The sequence below is a fragment of the Cupriavidus sp. GW821-FHT07C08 genome, from assembly GCF_059419025.1.
The window spans coordinates 55,603-71,430 of sequence record NZ_JBWKQZ010000013.1; the positions used below are offsets into that span (position 1 = coordinate 55,603).

Sequence of the window (15,828 nt, forward strand, 5' to 3'; positions counted from 1 at the left end):
TCCGCCGATGGAGACTACGCACATGCAGACCGTACCCGCCTCAGGCGCGCCGCCGCTGGCCGCGCCGACAGACCGCCCGCTGACCGCACTGCTGTTCCGCAAGCTCATGCCCTTGCTGGTGCTGTCCTATGTGATCAGCTTTCTCGATCGCACCAACATTGCACTCGCCAAGACCCACATCGCTGTCGACCTGAACATCTCGGCCGCGGCCTACGGCCTGGGCGCGGGTCTGTTCTTCCTCAGCTATGCCTTGCTGGAAATCCCGAGCAACCTGATCATGCATCGGGTCGGGGCGCGCTTCTGGATCACGCGCATCATGGTGACGTGGGGCCTGCTGTCCGCGGCGATGGCCTTTGTCCAGGGCGAGACCTCCTTCTACGTCATGCGCGTGCTGCTCGGCGCGGCCGAGGCGGGGCTGTTTCCCGGTGTGATGCTCTATCTCACGTACTGGTTCGGCCGCGAGGATCGCGCGCGGGCGGTGGGCTACTTCCTGCTAGGCGTCTGCATTGCCAACATCGTCAGCGGCCCGCTGGGCGGCGCCCTGCTGGGCATGGATGGCCTCTGGGGTTTCAAGGGCTGGCAATGGATGTTCGTGCTGGAAGGCCTGCCCGCGGTGTTCCTTGCCGCGGTGGTCTGGAAGAAGCTGCCCGACAGTCCGGACAGCGCACCATGGCTGACGCCAGCCCAGGCGCAGGAAGTCCGCAGCCGGCTGGCCGCGGAAGCCGCCGATGCCAGCGCCGGCAAAGGCGGCCACTCGTTCCTGGGCGCCATGCGTGATCCGCAGGTCTGGCTGGCGATCTTCATCTACTTCTGCCATCAGATCTCAATCTACACGGTGATCTTCTTCCTGCCGGGCATCATCGGCACGTACGGCAAGCTCACGCCCGTGGAAATCGGTCTGCTCAATTCCCTGCCCTGGATTGCCGCCGCCATCGGGGCCGCTTGGCTGCCCCGACATGCCAACACCCCACGGCGCGGCCGCCGCCTGCTCTGCCTGGGGCTGGTTGTGATGGCAGCCGGCCTGCTGATTGCCGCCTTCGCAGGGCCGGTGCTGGCGCTCGTCGGCTTCTCGCTGACCGCGCTGATGTTTTTCGTGGTGCAGTCGATCGTCTTCCTGTTCCCGTCGTCTCGCCTGAAGGGGGTGGCGCTGGCGGGCGGACTGGCCCTTATCAATACCTGCGGGCTGGTGGGCGGATTCATCGGACCGTCAGTGATGGGCATCATCGAACAGGCGACCGGCAGTACGCGCAATGGGCTGGTCATCATGGCGGGCCTGTTGCTGATCGCCTGCGCCGTGGCGCCGTTTTTGCGGCAGGGGCAGGAACGCTGAAGGGCTGAAGCGTCACCGTACCGGCCGAGCTGTAAAGGCAGAAGCCGGTTCGCCCGTGCAAGTATGTTCGTGTCCGCACATATCCCTGCGTTGAGGCCGCGTATCAAAGGAATATTGGACAGGGACTGCCTGGCAGTCCCAAGCCTCCGGACTCGCCGGTGCGGAAATTGAAGCAGTACGTGGAGGGGATGCAATGGACAGGCGCACGATCCTCGCAGGAGCCGCAGTGTTGCTTGTCAGCCAGGGCGTGACTTACGCACAGCAACTTCGAAAGCCCTTTCGGGTCGGCGCGCTGATAAACGGGGCTGGCATCGTCGACGGAAAGCCCAATCCCGCATTCGAAGGGCTCCGCCATGGCCTGGCGCAACTCGGGTACGTCGAAGGCACCGATGTCATCTATGAGGGACGCTTTGCCGAAAACAGGCTTGAACGCCTACCCGAGCTCGCGATCGAACTGGTCAACCAAGGCGTGGATGTCATAGCCACGTATGGCGGCCCCTCCACCAACGCGGCACGAAAGGCGACTACGACGATTCCGATCGTAGCCTCAATCGTTGCCGATCCGGTGGCGATCGGGGTCGCAGCAACGCTGGAGAGGCCCGGCGGCAATATCACCGGGGCGACGAACAATGACCCAGAACTTCCGTCGCGGCAGCTCGATATCCTCAAGGCGCTGATCCCCAGACTTGAACGCGTTGCCGTTCTTAGCGACTCAGACATCCCTGGCGCCGACGCCAGCGGTTTGGCGCCCATAGAGCGCGCCAACGTCGCCGCTGCGCACGCGGCTGGCGTGACCCCTCAGCTACTGAAAGTACGGGGACCGAAGCCCGATCTGGAGGCTGCGTTCAATGCCATGGAAAGCGGTCGTGCCCAGGCGCTGATAGTGCTCGAAGTTCCCGCGCCGCTTGCGGAGCGCAAGCGCATTGCAACATTGGCTACGAGTCGTCGGCTGCCGACCATGTTCTGGGGAGGCGCGGACGATTCGGGTGGCCTGCTTAGCTACGGCACAAGCGTTGCGAAAAACTTCCCCCGCTTGCCGGTCATCATTGATCGGATATTGAAGGGCGCAAAGCCTGCGGACACCCCGTTCGAAGTCGTCTCGCGCCGCGAACTCGCTATCAATCTCAGGACTGCTCGCGAGTTGGGATTGACGATTCCTCCCGAGTTGCTGAAGCGAGCTGACCGCGTCATTGAGTGACTGATGCCGGGTCAGCGTCGGGGTAGCACTGGTGCGGTGTGGGCGGACCCGTTGCCCGTCACGCCATAGTTTGCGTTTTCATTCGAACGCGATGAGCCACTCATAGACCGTAAGCACCACCATAGAGAGAAGTGGTGCAACACATAGCCAACGAAGCCACCTCGGCGCGTAGCGCAACCAGATCCTCATCATCGCGAGGCAACAGGCGGCGAACGCAAGTCCTGCTGCAATCAGGTAGTGTCGCTGCGACTGGTACGCCCAGAGATTAGCCACCGGCCCCTCTGCACCAAATGGATAGCGCTGGGGCGAATGCCATGCCTGCCAGGCGTCAATCGCGATGATTGCCATCATCGCGAGAAGCACGCCGGACGCCACCCACTTGATACGTGAACGCGAGGTCCTTGTCCTTTGCATAGCCTTAGCCCTCACAGCAGACGTGCGGGCAACGGGGGTTGATTGAGATGCCTGCTTCATTGCCTTCCCTCCTCTTCAGAAGCGACATGCCCACTCGCGGTGGAACGTACCTCTGGCCTCTCGATGTCCTTCTTGTTGATTCCGAGGTGTTCAAGTAAGCCTGTCATTGAACGCGCCCGTGCTTCGGCAAGCTGGCGTGGAATACCGATGATTTCGTTCTGACGCAGGTACATGTAGACGGTGTACCCGGCCGGAAAGGCGCGACGGGAATTGATGCGCCAGTCGGCAAGGCGCTTCACCTCTGCACCGGATAGCGTGGCTGAGCCGGGCTCGAATACAGCGCTGTACTCCAGATAGGGCGGTCGGCATGCATTGGCCGACGTAGCCGTGAACAACAGTACTCCGATCGCGATGAAGTGCTTCATCATGGCCTCCAGTCCGACGCCACGCACAGCTCCGGCAAATACCATGATGTATCGAACTCTTGTTCGCGCGTCCCTAAGGCAATCCTTAAAGTTGCCCTTCTTCCGCACGCGGACGCCGGTACAATTTGCGCCGCATGTTCCTGGTCGCCGCGCGAGGTCAGCACATGCATCGCTTCGCGTCACGGCGCTCTCCCAACGACTCAATGACTGCAATGCAGGAAATGAACACAAGCGCGCGCTGGCGCCGCATCGCACTAGCGCTATTCGGCGCCGTCCTTCTCGCCGACGCCATCGCCTTGATGGCCATGGGCCTGTTCAACTTCGGCATCGTCCTGCCAGGCTGCATCGGCGCGTCATTCCTGCTCCTTGCATGGCAGTGGCCCCGCGTAGCCCACTGGCGAGCAGCCAGCCATAGGCGCCAGCAACTATGGCAAGCAGCATGGATCGCGTTCGCAGTGTGGCTGGGGACAGTGGCCGTCTTCTTCTACAACGTTCACCGTAGCACCGAAGCCACCATCCGGGGAGGCTCCGTAAAAGCCGTCGTCATCCTCGGCTCCGGCACGCCGAACTGCGTCGCTTCGCCAACGTTAATTGCGCGGCTTGATCAGGGCTTGAAGCAGGCTCAGCTGTGGCCGCAGGCGAAGGTCACGGTTAGTGGCGGACAGGATTTCGGGCTGCGATGCCGAGAGGCGGACATCATGGCTGACTATCTGACTGCCCGCGGTGTCGCAGCAAACAGGGTCATCCGGGAAGGGCGAAGTACCAGCACGGAGGAGAACCTGGTGTTCAGCCGGCGCTTGCTTGAAGAGCAGGGCGTCGCCGTCACCGATCCCATTGTGGTGGTGACCAGCGATTTCCATGTACGGCGGGCGGTGCGGATTGCCCGGAAGGCAGGATTCGGGGAAGTCGCCGGCGTCGGAGCTGAAACGCCGCTCTACCTTCGATATAACGCCTGGCTCCGTGAGTACTTTGCGGCGATTAGCGGATGGGTGTTGAAGGAGTATTGAGGCGGGTCGTCATCCAGGGCGGCGAAACCTCAGCGAGGCTAAACTCCTCCAGCGTTGCGTCCAATACCATTTGCGGGAATCTCACAATGTCAGTGCCTTTCATCGTAGCAGCAGCCCAATCCGTTTCCGTTGCCGGCGACGTGCAGGCGAACGTTGATCGGCATCTGGTGTTTCTGCGCGAAGCCGCCGTGAGAGGTTCACACATGGTCGTCTTTCCAGAGCTTTCATTGACCGGGTACGAATGGACTGTCGCGAACGAGTTGGCGTTCCATGATGACGATGCGCGTCTGGCGCCGCTCAGGGATGAGTGCGTTCGACGAGGGGTGACCGCTGTCGTCGGCGCGCCGTTGCGGTTCAACGATGTCGTCCGGATCGGCGCCCTGGCATTGGGTCCGGACGGGACAGTTTCTTGTTATACGAAGCAATATTTGCATCCGGGAGAGGATTCGGTCTTCGTCCCGGGGTCAGGAGGACGGCCGATACCCGTCGACGGGATGACCGTCGCCCTGGCGATCTGCGCGGATACTGGGCATCCCGAGCATGCGGTGCAGGCTGCCTCCACCGGCGCGAGCCTGTACGCCGCTGGCGTGCTGATCACCGCGAGCGGCTACGACGCGGATACAGCCTTGCTTCAAGGATATGCGGCGCAGCACCGATTTGCCGTGCTGATGGCGAACCACGGCGGGGACACGGGCGGATGGTCACCGATCGGGAAAAGCGCGTTCTGGGACGAGGACGGGCGGTGTGTCGTCGCCGCGGAGGGCACGGGCGCGGCGTTGGTGATGGTGAGCCGGTTGGAAACTGGTTGGTGCGGTGAAGTCGTGACGTTGCGCTAGGCCAGAGGGATACCAAACTCGCTACCTTACTCAAAATCCCGGATAGCTCTATAAGGGCTGACCTGTAGGTGGCTTGAGGTCCAGGTAGCAATGCTGCCGACAATCCATTGTGGTAGTAGCCAGCGATTTCCATGTAAGCGGGGCGGTGCGGATTGCCCGGAAGGCAGGATTCGGGGAGGTCGCCGGAGTCGGGGCTGGAACGCCGCTCTATCTTCGGTATAACGCCTGGCTCCGACAGCGGCGCCGAAATGTCTGTGGCGAAAATGCCTTAGCCCCCTTTTGGGGGGCGTCAATCAGGCCGGAATGGCACATAGTCGCCCACATGCCCACGAGTCGAGCGGGGCATGATCACGACGTGCCGCTTTCGGCACACGCCGGCCCGGCTCCGCGCGGTGAGCACGGGACTAGAGTGCGTGCTGCTTGTCGGGTTCGCTGACCTCGACTAGCCTGCTATCGATGTCGATTCTTCGCTGCGCTGCGATACCCATTTGATGCCAGAACGCTCGACCACCCGATATGGCAAGGCGCTGCAGCGCCTGCACCAGGTCTTTTCCCCGTTGAACCTGGCGGCGGCGGCGTGGCTGATTGCAACATGGGCGTTCGCGGCGTTTCAGCTCGTGAGCGAGCGGGACCGCTTGCTGCACGACGCCGCGGAGCGTACCCAGGCGCAGGCCCAGGCGTTCGGCGCGTACTCGAAATCCAGCATCCTGCGGCTGTCTGAGTTCCTCCTCGACCTGCGGGCCAGTTGGCTGGTCGGCCAGCCGGGATTCATCGACATGGTGCGTGAGCGGGAGAACCTGGTGGTGGACCTGTCGTTCCAGGTGTCGGTGATCGACAAGCATGGCCTGCTCATCTACTCGTCCATCGCCCCGCCCGCGCCCGGCCAGAAGGTCGACCTGAGCGAGCGCGAGCATTTCCGGGTCCATCAGAACGCGGGCGGGCGCGACATGCTGTTCATCAGCGACCCGGTGAAGGGCAAGGTCTCGCGCAAATGGTCGATCCAGTTCACGCGCCCCATCCTGCGCGCGGGCAGCTTCGACGGGGTCATCGTGGTCTCAGTCAGTCCGGAGCAGTTCGCCAGCTTTGCGCAGTCGTTCACAAACCGCGATGGCGAAGTGGCGTCGGTCATCAAGACTTCCGGCCAGGTCATTGCGCGCGTGCCGGCCATGGAGGGCACGCTGGCCAGGGCGGTCAGCAACAGGCCGTACCTCGCCAGCGGGTCGCCCCAGTCTGGTAGTTATCGGGCGGTGTCGGGCTCCGAAGGCGTGGAGCGGGTCTTCGGCTATTACCGCTTGCCGGAGTTCGGGCTCAATTTCGTGGTGGGCGAGTCGGTCGGCCTGGTGCTGGCGCCCTACGAGGTCTATCGCCGCGTTGCCCTGGCCGGTGCCATTGCTTCCACGCTGCTGCTTGGCCTGTTGTACTACAGCCTGCGCCGCTCCATGGGGGAGCGACAGCGCCATATGGAGGAGATGCGGCTGGCTTCGCTGGTCTATTCGTCCAGCAGCGAGGCCATGGTGGTGACGTCGCTCGATGGCACCATCATCGACGTGAATCCGGCCTTTGCCGCCGCCACTGGCTATACAACCAAGGAGGTCAGGGGCCGCCCGGGCTATATCGTCAGCGGGGCAGGCAATGCGGCAGGGCTGGTCGAGCGCCTGCGGACCACCGTGGCAGCCAAGGGCAGATGGAGCGGCGAATTCTCGATTCGCCGCAAGGACGGCAGCGAGTTTCCCGCCTACCTGACCGTGGATACCTACCTGGCCCACGCGTATGGCGAGCGCCGCCGCGTTGCGCTGATCCATGACATGACCGAGAAACGCCAGGCGGAGGAAGTCATCCGGCACCAGGCGAATTTCGATGCGCTCACGGATCTGCCCAACCGCCGCCTGTTCTTCGACCGGCTGAGGCAGGAGATCGAGCGTTCGCGCGGCACGCAGGATGTGCTGGCGCTGCTGTTCATCGACCTGGATCGCTTCAAGGAGGTGAACGATACCCTCGGCCACGACCAGGGCGACCTGTTGCTGCTGGAGGCGGCGCGGCGCATTGCGGCATCGGTGCGCGCGTCGGATACCGTGGCGCGGCTGGCCGGCGACGAGTTCACCGTGATCCTGCCCGCGGTGGGCGATGCCGGCGTTGCCGGGGACATTGCCGAGGCCATCCTGGAGCGGATTGCCGCGCCTTACCGCCTGGCCGGCGAGCTGGTGGTGGTGTCGGCCAGCATCGGCGTGGCGACCTGGCCCAAGGACGCCGACAACGCCGAGGACCTGCTGGTGTGCGCCGACCAGGCGATGTTTGCCGCCAAGGAGGAGGGCCGCAATCGCTGGAAGGTCTTCACCCAGGCGCTGCTGCAGGCGGAGAGGGAGCGCCTGCGCATCACGCAGGACCTGCGCACGGCGCTGGCGTCCGGGCAGTTCGCGCTGCACTACCAGCCCATTGTCAATCTGCGCACGGGCAAGGTCTGCAAGGCCGAGGCCCTGATCCGCTGGGACCATCCGGTGCGCGGGCCGATCCACCCGGCCGATTTCATTGCCGTTGCGGAGGAATCCGGCCTCATCATCGACATCGGCCGCTGGGTGCTGACCGAAGCGCTGGACCAGCTTGCACGCTGGCAGGTGGTGCTGGGCAAGGGCTTCCAGATCTCGGTCAACAAATCACCAGTGGAGTTCTGCGCGCCTGCGAGCGGGCCCGAGTCCTGGTCCAGCATGATCGAGCGCAGGAACGTGCCGGTGGGCAGCCTCGTCATCGAGATCACCGAAGGCTCGCTGATGGAGCAGAACGCCGATGTCATGGACCAGCTCTCCCGCTTCCAGGCGGCCGGCATCGAGATCGCGCTCGACGACTTCGGCACCGGCTACTCGTCCTTGTCGTACCTGCGGCGCCTGGACATTGACTACATCAAGATCGACCAGTCCTTCGTCCGCTCGCTGACGCGGGGCCCGGACGACGTGGCCTTGTGCCGCGCCATCATCAGCATGGCGCATGCGCTGCGCATCCGCGTGATTGCCGAGGGCGTCGAGACCGAGTCGCAGCGCGACATCCTGCTGGCTGCCGGCTGCGACTACGGGCAAGGCCACTTCTTCTGTCCGCCGGTGGAGGCCAGCGCGTTCGAGGCCTATGTGAGCGCCGTGACTTGAATGCCACCGCACCAGGATGCAAACGGCGCGAGACCAGTTGGCTCGCGCCGTTTGCTTTTCAGCGCTGCTCAACCATTGGGTGGGTAAGCAGGCTCTCCCTCGTCAGACCAATGCCTGCAGGCGGTCGGCGGTGTCGACCAGCTGTTGCTTGAGCGGCAAAAGCAGGGCGTGGAGGCCGATGCCTTGGGGGATGGTGTCGCTCTGCAGCTCCAGCAAGGTCAGGAAGGACTGAAGGCCGGCGCTGACGCGCAGGATGTCGTCAGTGGCTTCGAGGATGCGGAATGCCTCCGTACCAGGATGCAAACGGCGCGAGACCAGTTGGCCCGCGCCGTTTGCTTTTCAGCGCTGCTCATCCGTTGGGCTGGTAAGCAGGCTCTCCTATGCGACGCCTCCAGCGATTCCAGAGGCAAAAAAAGCCGCGCTCTCTTGCGAGAACGCGGCTTTTCAAATGGCCGGTGGCGAATCAGGGCAGTCTCACAAAGACCTTCCCAATCTCACTCACCAACAGCTCACACATCAATATTCCGCGCCACCAACGCATTGCTCTCAATAAAGTTCCTACGCGGCTCCACCTCATCCCCCATCAGCGTGGTAAAGATCTGATCCGCCGCAATAGCATCCTCAATCTGCACCTTCAGCAGTCGCCGCTGCGTAACGTCGAGGGTGGTCTCAAACAGCTGCTCAGGGTTCATCTCACCAAGCCCCTTATACCGCTGACGAGAAACCCCACGCTCAGCCTCAGCCAGCAGCCATTGCATGGCCCCGTGGAAGTCGTTAACAGTCTGATCGCGCAGCTTTTCGCCTTCACCCCGCTGCACCTTAGTCCCTTCCGGCGTCAGCCCCTGGAAAGTCTTAGCAGCATTGGAGAGCGCAGCATAGTCAGCACCATGAACAAAATCCGCATCCAAATGCGACAACCGCACGTTCCCATGATGCCGACGTGCAATCATCAACCGATGCTTATCCGTCTTCTCATCAAACTGCGCATACACGTCAGCGGTACCGTCGTCATTCACGGCAGCCCCAATCAACGTCTTGGCATGCATCTCAGCCAACTTAGCCTTCAGCGCCACAGCAGACGCCTCAGCAGCAGCCGCGCTATCCAGATCCAGCGCCACCCCATCAGCAATCGCACGCAGGGCATCGGTATCAACAACACGTGACAGGCGAGAAATCACCCCCTCAGTCAGCTGATACTGCCGCGCCAACTCAGTCAGCGCATCCCCATTGATCTCCGACCCATCCGGCCGCACCAGCACAGCCTTCTCCATCGCCAGCTTCAGCAGGTAGGCATTGAGCTCGACATCGTCCTTGATATACCGCTCTTCCTTGCCGTGCTTGATCTTGTACAGCGGCGGCTGCGCGATATAGACATAGCCGCGCTCGATGATGTCTGGCATCTGGCGGTAGAAGAACGTCAGCAGCAGGGTGCGGATGTGCGAGCCGTCCACGTCCGCGTCAGTCATGATGATGATGCGGTGGTAGCGCAGCTTGTCCAGGTTGTAGTCGTCCTTGCCGATGCCGGTGCCCAGTGCGGTGATCAGGGTCAGCACTTCCTGGCTGGACAGCATCTTGTCGAAGCGGGCGCGCTCTACGTTCAGGATCTTGCCCTTCAGCGGCAGGATGGCCTGGAACTTACGGTCGCGGCCTTGCTTGGCGGAGCCGCCTGCGGAGTCGCCCTCCACCAGGAAGAGTTCTGACAGGGCGGGGTCTTTTTCCTGGCAGTCGGCCAGCTTGCCGGGCAGGCCCATGCCGTCCATCAGGCCCTTGCGGCGGGTCATTTCCCGGGCCTTGCGGGCGGCTTCGCGGGCGCGGGCGGCGTCTACGATCTTGCCGCAGATGATCTTGGCGTCGCCTGGGGTTTCCAGCAGGAAGTCGTTCAGGGCCTTGCCGACGAGTTCTTCCACGGGCAGGCGCACTTCGGAAGAGACCAGCTTGTCCTTGGTCTGCGAGCTGAACTTGGGCTCGGGCACCTTGACGGAGAGCACGCAGGACAGGCCTTCGCGCATGTCATCGCCGGTGGTTTCCACCTTGGCTTTCTTGGCGACTTCGTTCTCTTCGATGTACTTGTTGATGACGCGGGTCATCGCGGCGCGCAGGCCGGTCAGGTGGGTGCCGCCATCCCGCTGCGGGATGTTGTTGGTGAAGCAGAGCACCTGCTCGTTGTAGCCGTCGTTCCACTGCATGGCCACTTCCACGGCGATACCGTCTTTTTCGGTGTTGGCGTAGAAGATGGTGGGGTGCAGCACGCTCTTGGAGCGGTTGATGTACTCGACAAAACCCTTCACGCCGCCGGAGAAGGCAAAGTCTTCTTCCTTGCCGGTGCGCTGGTCGACCAGCTTGATGTGCACGCCGTTGTTCAGGAACGAGAGCTCGCGGATGCGCTTGGAGAGGATCTCGTAGTGGAACTCGACGTTGGTGAAGATCTCTTCGTCGGCCAGGAAGTGCACTTCAGTGCCGCGCTTGTCGGTGGCGCCGATGATCTTCATCGGGGAGACTTCAACGGGCTGGCCGTCCGGGCCGGTCACGGTCTCGACGATGCGGTTCTGTACGTCGCCCTTGGCGAATTCGATCAGGTGAACCTGGCCGTCGCGGCGCACGGTCAGGCGCAGCCACTTTGACAGGGCGTTCACGCAGGACACGCCCACGCCGTGCAGGCCGCCGGACACCTTGTAGCTGTTCTGGTTGAACTTGCCGCCGGCGTGCAGCTCGGTCATGGCGATTTCTGCCGCGCTGCGCTTGGGTTCGTGCTTGTCGTCGAACTTGACCAGGGGCGGGATGCCGCGGCCGTTGTCGACGATGGAGATCGAGTTGTCGCTGTGGATGGTGACCTGGATCTCGGTGCAGTAGCCGGCCAGCGCTTCGTCGATGGAGTTGTCCAGCACCTCGAAGACAAGGTGGTGCAGGCCGGTGCCGTCGGAGGTATCACCGATATACATGCCCGGGCGCTTGCGTACCGCCTCCAGGCCTTCCAGGATCTGGATCGAAGAGGCTCCGTAGGTGTTTTCCTGCTGCGGGTTCTGCTGTTCGGTCATGTCTTTCTACTCACGGCAATGGCGGAATTCGGGCCGGGCCGGCATAGCGGCGGGGCGCGAAAAGGTCCGCATGGCGGGTTACTAAAAACGGCAAAAGGGGCGGATCGTCGTTTCGATCCTGCCCCCGCTGCGGGATGGTCATCCCCAGGACTTCCCGGCCTGGGCCAGGTGTCGTTGCGTGCCGTTTGCTGCTCCGGTTCTTGTCTGGTCTGGTCCTGTTACCGGATCATCAGATGCGCATCGGCATGACGACGTACTTGAAGTTGTCGTCTTCCGGCACGGTAATCAGCGCACTCGAATTCGAGTCGCCGAGGCTGACCTGCACCTGCTCGCTCTTCAGGTTGGCAAGCACGTCAAGCAGGTAGGTCACGTTGAAGCCGATATCGAGCGCGTCGCCCGAGTAATCGAGTTCCAGCTCTTCCTGCGCCTCTTCCTGGTCGGCGTTGGTGGAGCTGATCTTGAGCATGTGCGTGTCGAGGATGCAGCGCACGCCCTTGAATTTGTCGGTCGTCAGGATCGCGGTGCGCTGCAGCGCCTGCTGCAGCCGCACGCGGTCAATGGCGAAGGCGTTCTTGTAGCCCTTGGGAATCACGCGCTGGAAGTCGGGGAACTTGCCTTCAACCAGCTTGGAGATCAGTTCGATATTGGCGAACGTGAACTTGACCTGGTTGGCGGCCAGCTGCACCTGCACCGGATCGTCGTTGTCTTCCAGCAAGCGCTGCAGTTCCAGGATGGTCTTGCGCGGGATGATGACTTCCTGGCGCGCGCCCACGCCGACGGCTTCGGTCTCAAGCTCAACGCCGCAGTAGGCCAGGCGGTGGCCGTCGGTGGCGACTGCCATGACCTTCTTGCCTTCCACCACCAGCAGCATGCCGTTCAGGTAGTAGCGGATGTCCTGCTGCGCCATGGCGAAGTGGACCATCGCCAGCAGGTGCTTGAAGGTCTTCTGCGGCAGGCTGACGCTGGCGTTGAATTCGCTGGCTTCGGCAACGGTCGGGAATTCCTCTGCGGCCAGCGTCTGCAGTGCGAAGCGGCTCTTGCCGGATTGCACGGTCATGCGCTTGTCGTTGAGCGACAGGGCCACGTCGCCGTCAGGCATGGCGCGCAGGATGTCCAGCAGCTTGCGCGCGGCCACGGTGGTGGCAACGCTGTCGCTGCCAACGCCGCATTCGGCGTGCGTGGTGATCTGGATCTCGATGTCGGTCGAGAGGAAGGATACGTTGGACCCGGACTTGCGAATCAGCAGATTGGCCAGGATCGGGAGGGTGTGGCGGCGCTCCACGATGCCGCTCACGATTTGCAGCGGACGCAGCAGGTTGTCTCGCGAGGTTTTGACCAATTGCATTGAATTTATCCTTCGTCGTTTGTAATCGGCGACCGCAGAACGCAAACAACTCCAAATTCACTTAGGAATCAAGGAGTTAATGTGCCATTGTACCAAGGATAAGCCGCTGCGGTGAAGCGGGGCGGGACCGGCCGGCGGGCCAGCTGTGCACAAAAAGCCACGCTGGCGCAAACCGCACTTGCCATCCCGTCCCGACTCACCGCAAAGCCTTATCAGTGGCCATTTTCCGGACACTTGCCCCGGCGACGCTGACGTTAATTCCCCAGGCGCCACGGGATGTCCGTGGCGCGCACCCTACAGTATGCCAGCCCCGAGGGGCCGACCCTTCAAAACGCCTTCCCGGGGGTACCCCGGCATCGGCCATGCATCAGCCCTTGAGCGTTTGCTCCAGCACGTGCAGCTCGTGGTTCAGCTGCGCGTCCTTGCTGCGTTCGTCGGCGATCTTGCGCACGGCGTGCAGCACGGTGGTGTGGTCGCGGCCGCCAAAGAGCTCGCCGATTTCGGGCAGGCTCTTCTGCGTCAGCTCCTTGGCCAGGTACATCGCAATCTGGCGCGGCCGTGCAATATTGGCAGGCCGCTTTTTCGAGTACATGTCAGCGACCTTGATGTTGTAGAAATCCGCGCAGGTCTTCTGGATGTTCTCTACAGAGATCTGGCGGTTCTGCACGGTCAGCAGGTCCTTGAGCGCTTCGCGCGTCACCTCGATGGTGATGTCCTTGCCGTGGAAGTTGCTGAACGCCAGGATCTTGCGCAGCGCGCCTTCCAGCTCACGCACGTTTGAGCGCAGGTGCTTGGCGACAAAGAACGCGACCTCTTCGGGCACGTTGACGCTTTCCGCGGCGGCCTTCTTCATCAGAATGGCCACGCGCATTTCCAGCTCGGGCGGCTCGATGGCCACGGTCAGGCCCGAGTCAAAGCGCGAGATCAGGCGGTCGTCGATGCCGCTGATTTCCTTGGGGTAGGTATCGCTGGTGATGATCACCTGCGCCCGGTTGGCAATCAGGGCCTCGAAGGCGTAGAAGAACTCTTCCTGCGTGCGGTTCTTGCCGGAGAAGAACTGGATATCGTCGATCAGCAGCAGGTCCAGCGAGTGGTAGTAGCGCTTGAACTCGTCGAACGCCTTGCGCTGGTACGCCTTGACCACGTCAGAGACGTACTGCTCGGCGTGGATGTAGCGGATGCGCGCGCGCGGGTTCTCCAGCAGCATGTAGTTGCCGATCGCGTGGATCAGGTGAGTCTTGCCCAGGCCCACGCCGCCATAGAGATACAACGGGTTGTACGACTTGCCCGGGTTGTTGGCCACCTGGATGGCCGCGGCGCGCGCCAGCTGGTTGGCTTTACCAGTGACGAAGTTGTCAAAGGTCAGGATCGGGTTCAGGCGCGAGCGCTCATGCACCGTGTCGCTGGGCTGGTGGCCGGGCATCGGCGTGGCGCCGCCCATATGCTGGTGAGACTGATGGGACGGGTGCGGTTGCTGGGGTTGCTGCGGCTGCACGCGGTAGGAGCGGGCGCTGGCCTCGGCGGGGTCCATGTGGACCACGTCGATCTCACCCATGTCGGCGCCGTGCTGCGGGTGAAGCTGGCCGGGGTGCTGGCCGCCCATGCCCGGGGCCTGGGCGCGCGCGCCGGCCGGGACCGGGGCTGCTGACGGCATGCCGGCCGGGTTCCCATACTGCGGCTGGCCCATGCCGTAAGCGGCTGGGGTGGGGTACTCGCCATAGCCGGGCTGGCCGGGCATGGCAAACGGGGCCTGGCCGCCCATCGGCTGGGCGCCGGGATAGCCGGCCATGCCCGTACCCGGTGCTGCGTGGCCGTCCATGCCGCCCGGGCCCATGCCGGGCTGGGCCGGCTGCATATAGGCAGCGGCACGGCCCGACGCGGCGGGATCCAGCACGAACTGGACGCTGACCTGCGCTTCCCAGTACTCGCAGGCCAGTGCGGTGATGCGCCCCGAAAACTGGCTCTTGACCCAGTCCAGCTTGAAACGGTTGGGCGCGGCAATGCGCAGCGCGTGCGTTTCTTCATCGAACGCAACGGGCGCCAGCGGCTTGATCCACGTTTTGAACTGTTGCGGCGTCAGCTCGCGCTCTAGTTGCGCTGCTGCCGCCTGCCAGAAATCTTGCATTGTTTGTGTTTTGGTAATCGTACCCGGCCGCAATTCAGCGGTTCCCCCGGCACGCCACAAGCAGCATCTACGCCGTGCGATCCGGGCCATCCTTACCGTATTAGGAATCAATTCCGTTCGGTGAGGCCTCCGCGGCATGCCAATGCAGCCGCCAGCGAGCCTTCAGGCTCGCCGCACTGGCGTGCGTTCAGTCATGCGTTGCCGCGGTGGGGGCCCGGGTTGCGCCTGCGCCACGCAGCCCGTGTTGTGTTTGGACCCGGATTGTACCCCCGCCCCTGAGTTATCCACAAAGGATAAGTCTGTGGACAACTTGTGCAAATGCAGTGGATTTGTGTGCACAACCCTTGCTGTGATGCGGCTTTCCGGGGTGTGGAAACGGGCAAAATCTCAGGCAAAACAGGGACTTCGCCTGTGGATGACTGCGGTAGAGGTGGCCCTCGGGGCACATGCAGTTACCCACCGGCTGTTGTGGACAATGGCGCACCACGGGCCGCTGGGCGGTGTGGCAATTGTGCCCTTGCACACAGACTTGTGCCTTGACAGCGCCGGAGAAAATCGTTTAAATGGCGGGTTCTGCGATGCGGCAGGGGATCACGTATGCGCATCGCCGGGTCTGGCCTGTTCGTGCCGTCCGCGCCCACAGGCCACCCCGCCTGCAGCGCGCGCCATTCGGCCGGCAGCAAAGACAGAACCAGAATCGTCGGATACGCCGCGGCAGTTTCTTGCTTGCGGCAGCCCCATGCGAACCATACGCGGCGGCCACGGCACCCCGGCACCGGCCGGAGTCGGGCGAGCCAAGATCAACCAGAGAGTGCAACATGAAACGTACCTACCAACCTTCCGTTACCCGCCGCAAGCGTACCCACGGTTTCCGCGTGCGCATGAAGACCCGCGGCGGCCGTGCCGTCATCAACGCACGCCGCGCCAAGGGCCGCAAGCGCCTGGCCATCTGAGGCCCGGGCGACCGGCCTGACGGCGC

12 protein-coding genes are annotated in these 15,828 nt (G+C 63.0%); 6 read left to right on the top strand and 6 right to left on the bottom strand.

Annotated elements, in window-relative coordinates; translation table 11 throughout:
* Positions 1-22: 22 nt before the first annotated feature.
* Positions 23-1,330 (top strand): MFS transporter, encoded by a 1,308-nt coding sequence (locus tag AC07UK_RS17800; RefSeq protein ID WP_494686583.1) that lies wholly within the window; start codon positions 23-25, stop codon positions 1,328-1,330.
* 193 nt (positions 1,331-1,523) lie between these two features.
* Entirely contained in the window at positions 1,524-2,528 is a 1,005-nt protein-coding gene (locus AC07UK_RS17805; RefSeq protein ID WP_494686582.1) for an ABC transporter substrate-binding protein, read from the top strand.
* 78 nt (positions 2,529-2,606) lie between these two features.
* Here the strand turns inward: AC07UK_RS17805 and AC07UK_RS17810 are convergent, their stop codons facing one another.
* Both AC07UK_RS17810 and AC07UK_RS17815 read right to left on the bottom strand, forming a co-directional pair.
* Positions 2,607-3,002, bottom strand: coding sequence for a hypothetical protein (locus AC07UK_RS17810; protein WP_494686581.1), 396 nt, complete (start codon positions 3,000-3,002; stop codon positions 2,607-2,609).
* The gene (locus AC07UK_RS17815; protein WP_494686580.1) at positions 2,999-3,370 is read right to left on the bottom strand and encodes a hypothetical protein; all 372 of its coding nucleotides are present in this window, start codon (positions 3,368-3,370) and stop codon (positions 2,999-3,001) included. Before AC07UK_RS17815 ends, AC07UK_RS17810 begins: the two co-directional genes overlap by 4 nt.
* A 218-nt stretch (positions 3,371-3,588) precedes the next feature.
* On the opposite strand from AC07UK_RS17815, the gene AC07UK_RS17820 reads away from it, so the two are divergent.
* The 3 genes from AC07UK_RS17820 (at position 3,589) to AC07UK_RS17830 (ending at position 8,344) form a co-directional block, all read left to right on the top strand.
* Positions 3,589-4,374: a YdcF family protein gene (locus AC07UK_RS17820; protein ID WP_436223023.1), complete on the top strand. Its 786-nt coding sequence runs from the start codon at positions 3,589-3,591 to the stop codon at positions 4,372-4,374.
* Between the two features lie 86 nt (positions 4,375-4,460).
* A complete protein-coding gene (locus AC07UK_RS17825; protein ID WP_494686579.1) occupies positions 4,461-5,210 on the top strand; it encodes a carbon-nitrogen hydrolase family protein in 750 nt (249 codons plus the stop codon).
* 491 nt (positions 5,211-5,701) lie between these two features.
* Positions 5,702-8,344, top strand: coding sequence for a bifunctional diguanylate cyclase/phosphodiesterase (locus AC07UK_RS17830; protein WP_436220499.1), 2,643 nt, complete (start codon positions 5,702-5,704; stop codon positions 8,342-8,344).
* Positions 8,345-8,446: 102 nt separating this feature from the next.
* On the opposite strand, the gene AC07UK_RS17835 is transcribed toward AC07UK_RS17830, so the two are convergent.
* The 4 genes from AC07UK_RS17835 to dnaA all read right to left on the bottom strand — a co-directional run bounded on the left by AC07UK_RS17835 (position 8,447) and on the right by dnaA (position 14,849).
* A complete protein-coding gene (locus tag AC07UK_RS17835) occupies positions 8,447-8,647 on the bottom strand; it encodes a DUF1484 family protein (RefSeq protein ID WP_436220498.1) in 201 nt (66 codons plus the stop codon).
* A 206-nt stretch (positions 8,648-8,853) separates the two neighbouring features.
* Positions 8,854-11,379, bottom strand: a complete 2,526-nt coding sequence (gyrB, locus tag AC07UK_RS17840) for a DNA topoisomerase (ATP-hydrolyzing) subunit B (protein ID WP_114135511.1) — start codon at positions 11,377-11,379, stop codon at positions 8,854-8,856.
* 229 nt (positions 11,380-11,608) lie between these two features.
* Positions 11,609-12,724 carry a DNA polymerase III subunit beta gene (dnaN, locus tag AC07UK_RS17845; RefSeq protein WP_010811375.1) on the bottom strand — a complete coding sequence of 372 codons (1,116 nt, stop codon included), beginning with the start codon at positions 12,722-12,724 and terminating at the stop codon, positions 11,609-11,611.
* A 367-nt stretch (positions 12,725-13,091) separates the two neighbouring features.
* Positions 13,092-14,849 (bottom strand): chromosomal replication initiator protein DnaA, encoded by a 1,758-nt coding sequence (gene dnaA, locus AC07UK_RS17850; RefSeq protein WP_494686578.1) that lies wholly within the window; start codon positions 14,847-14,849, stop codon positions 13,092-13,094.
* A gap of 818 nt (positions 14,850-15,667) precedes the next feature.
* Here dnaA and rpmH point away from each other — a divergent pair.
* Entirely contained in the window at positions 15,668-15,802 is a 135-nt protein-coding gene (rpmH, locus tag AC07UK_RS17855) for a 50S ribosomal protein L34 (protein WP_008650850.1), read from the top strand.
* The last annotated feature ends 26 nt before the right edge of the window (positions 15,803-15,828 follow it).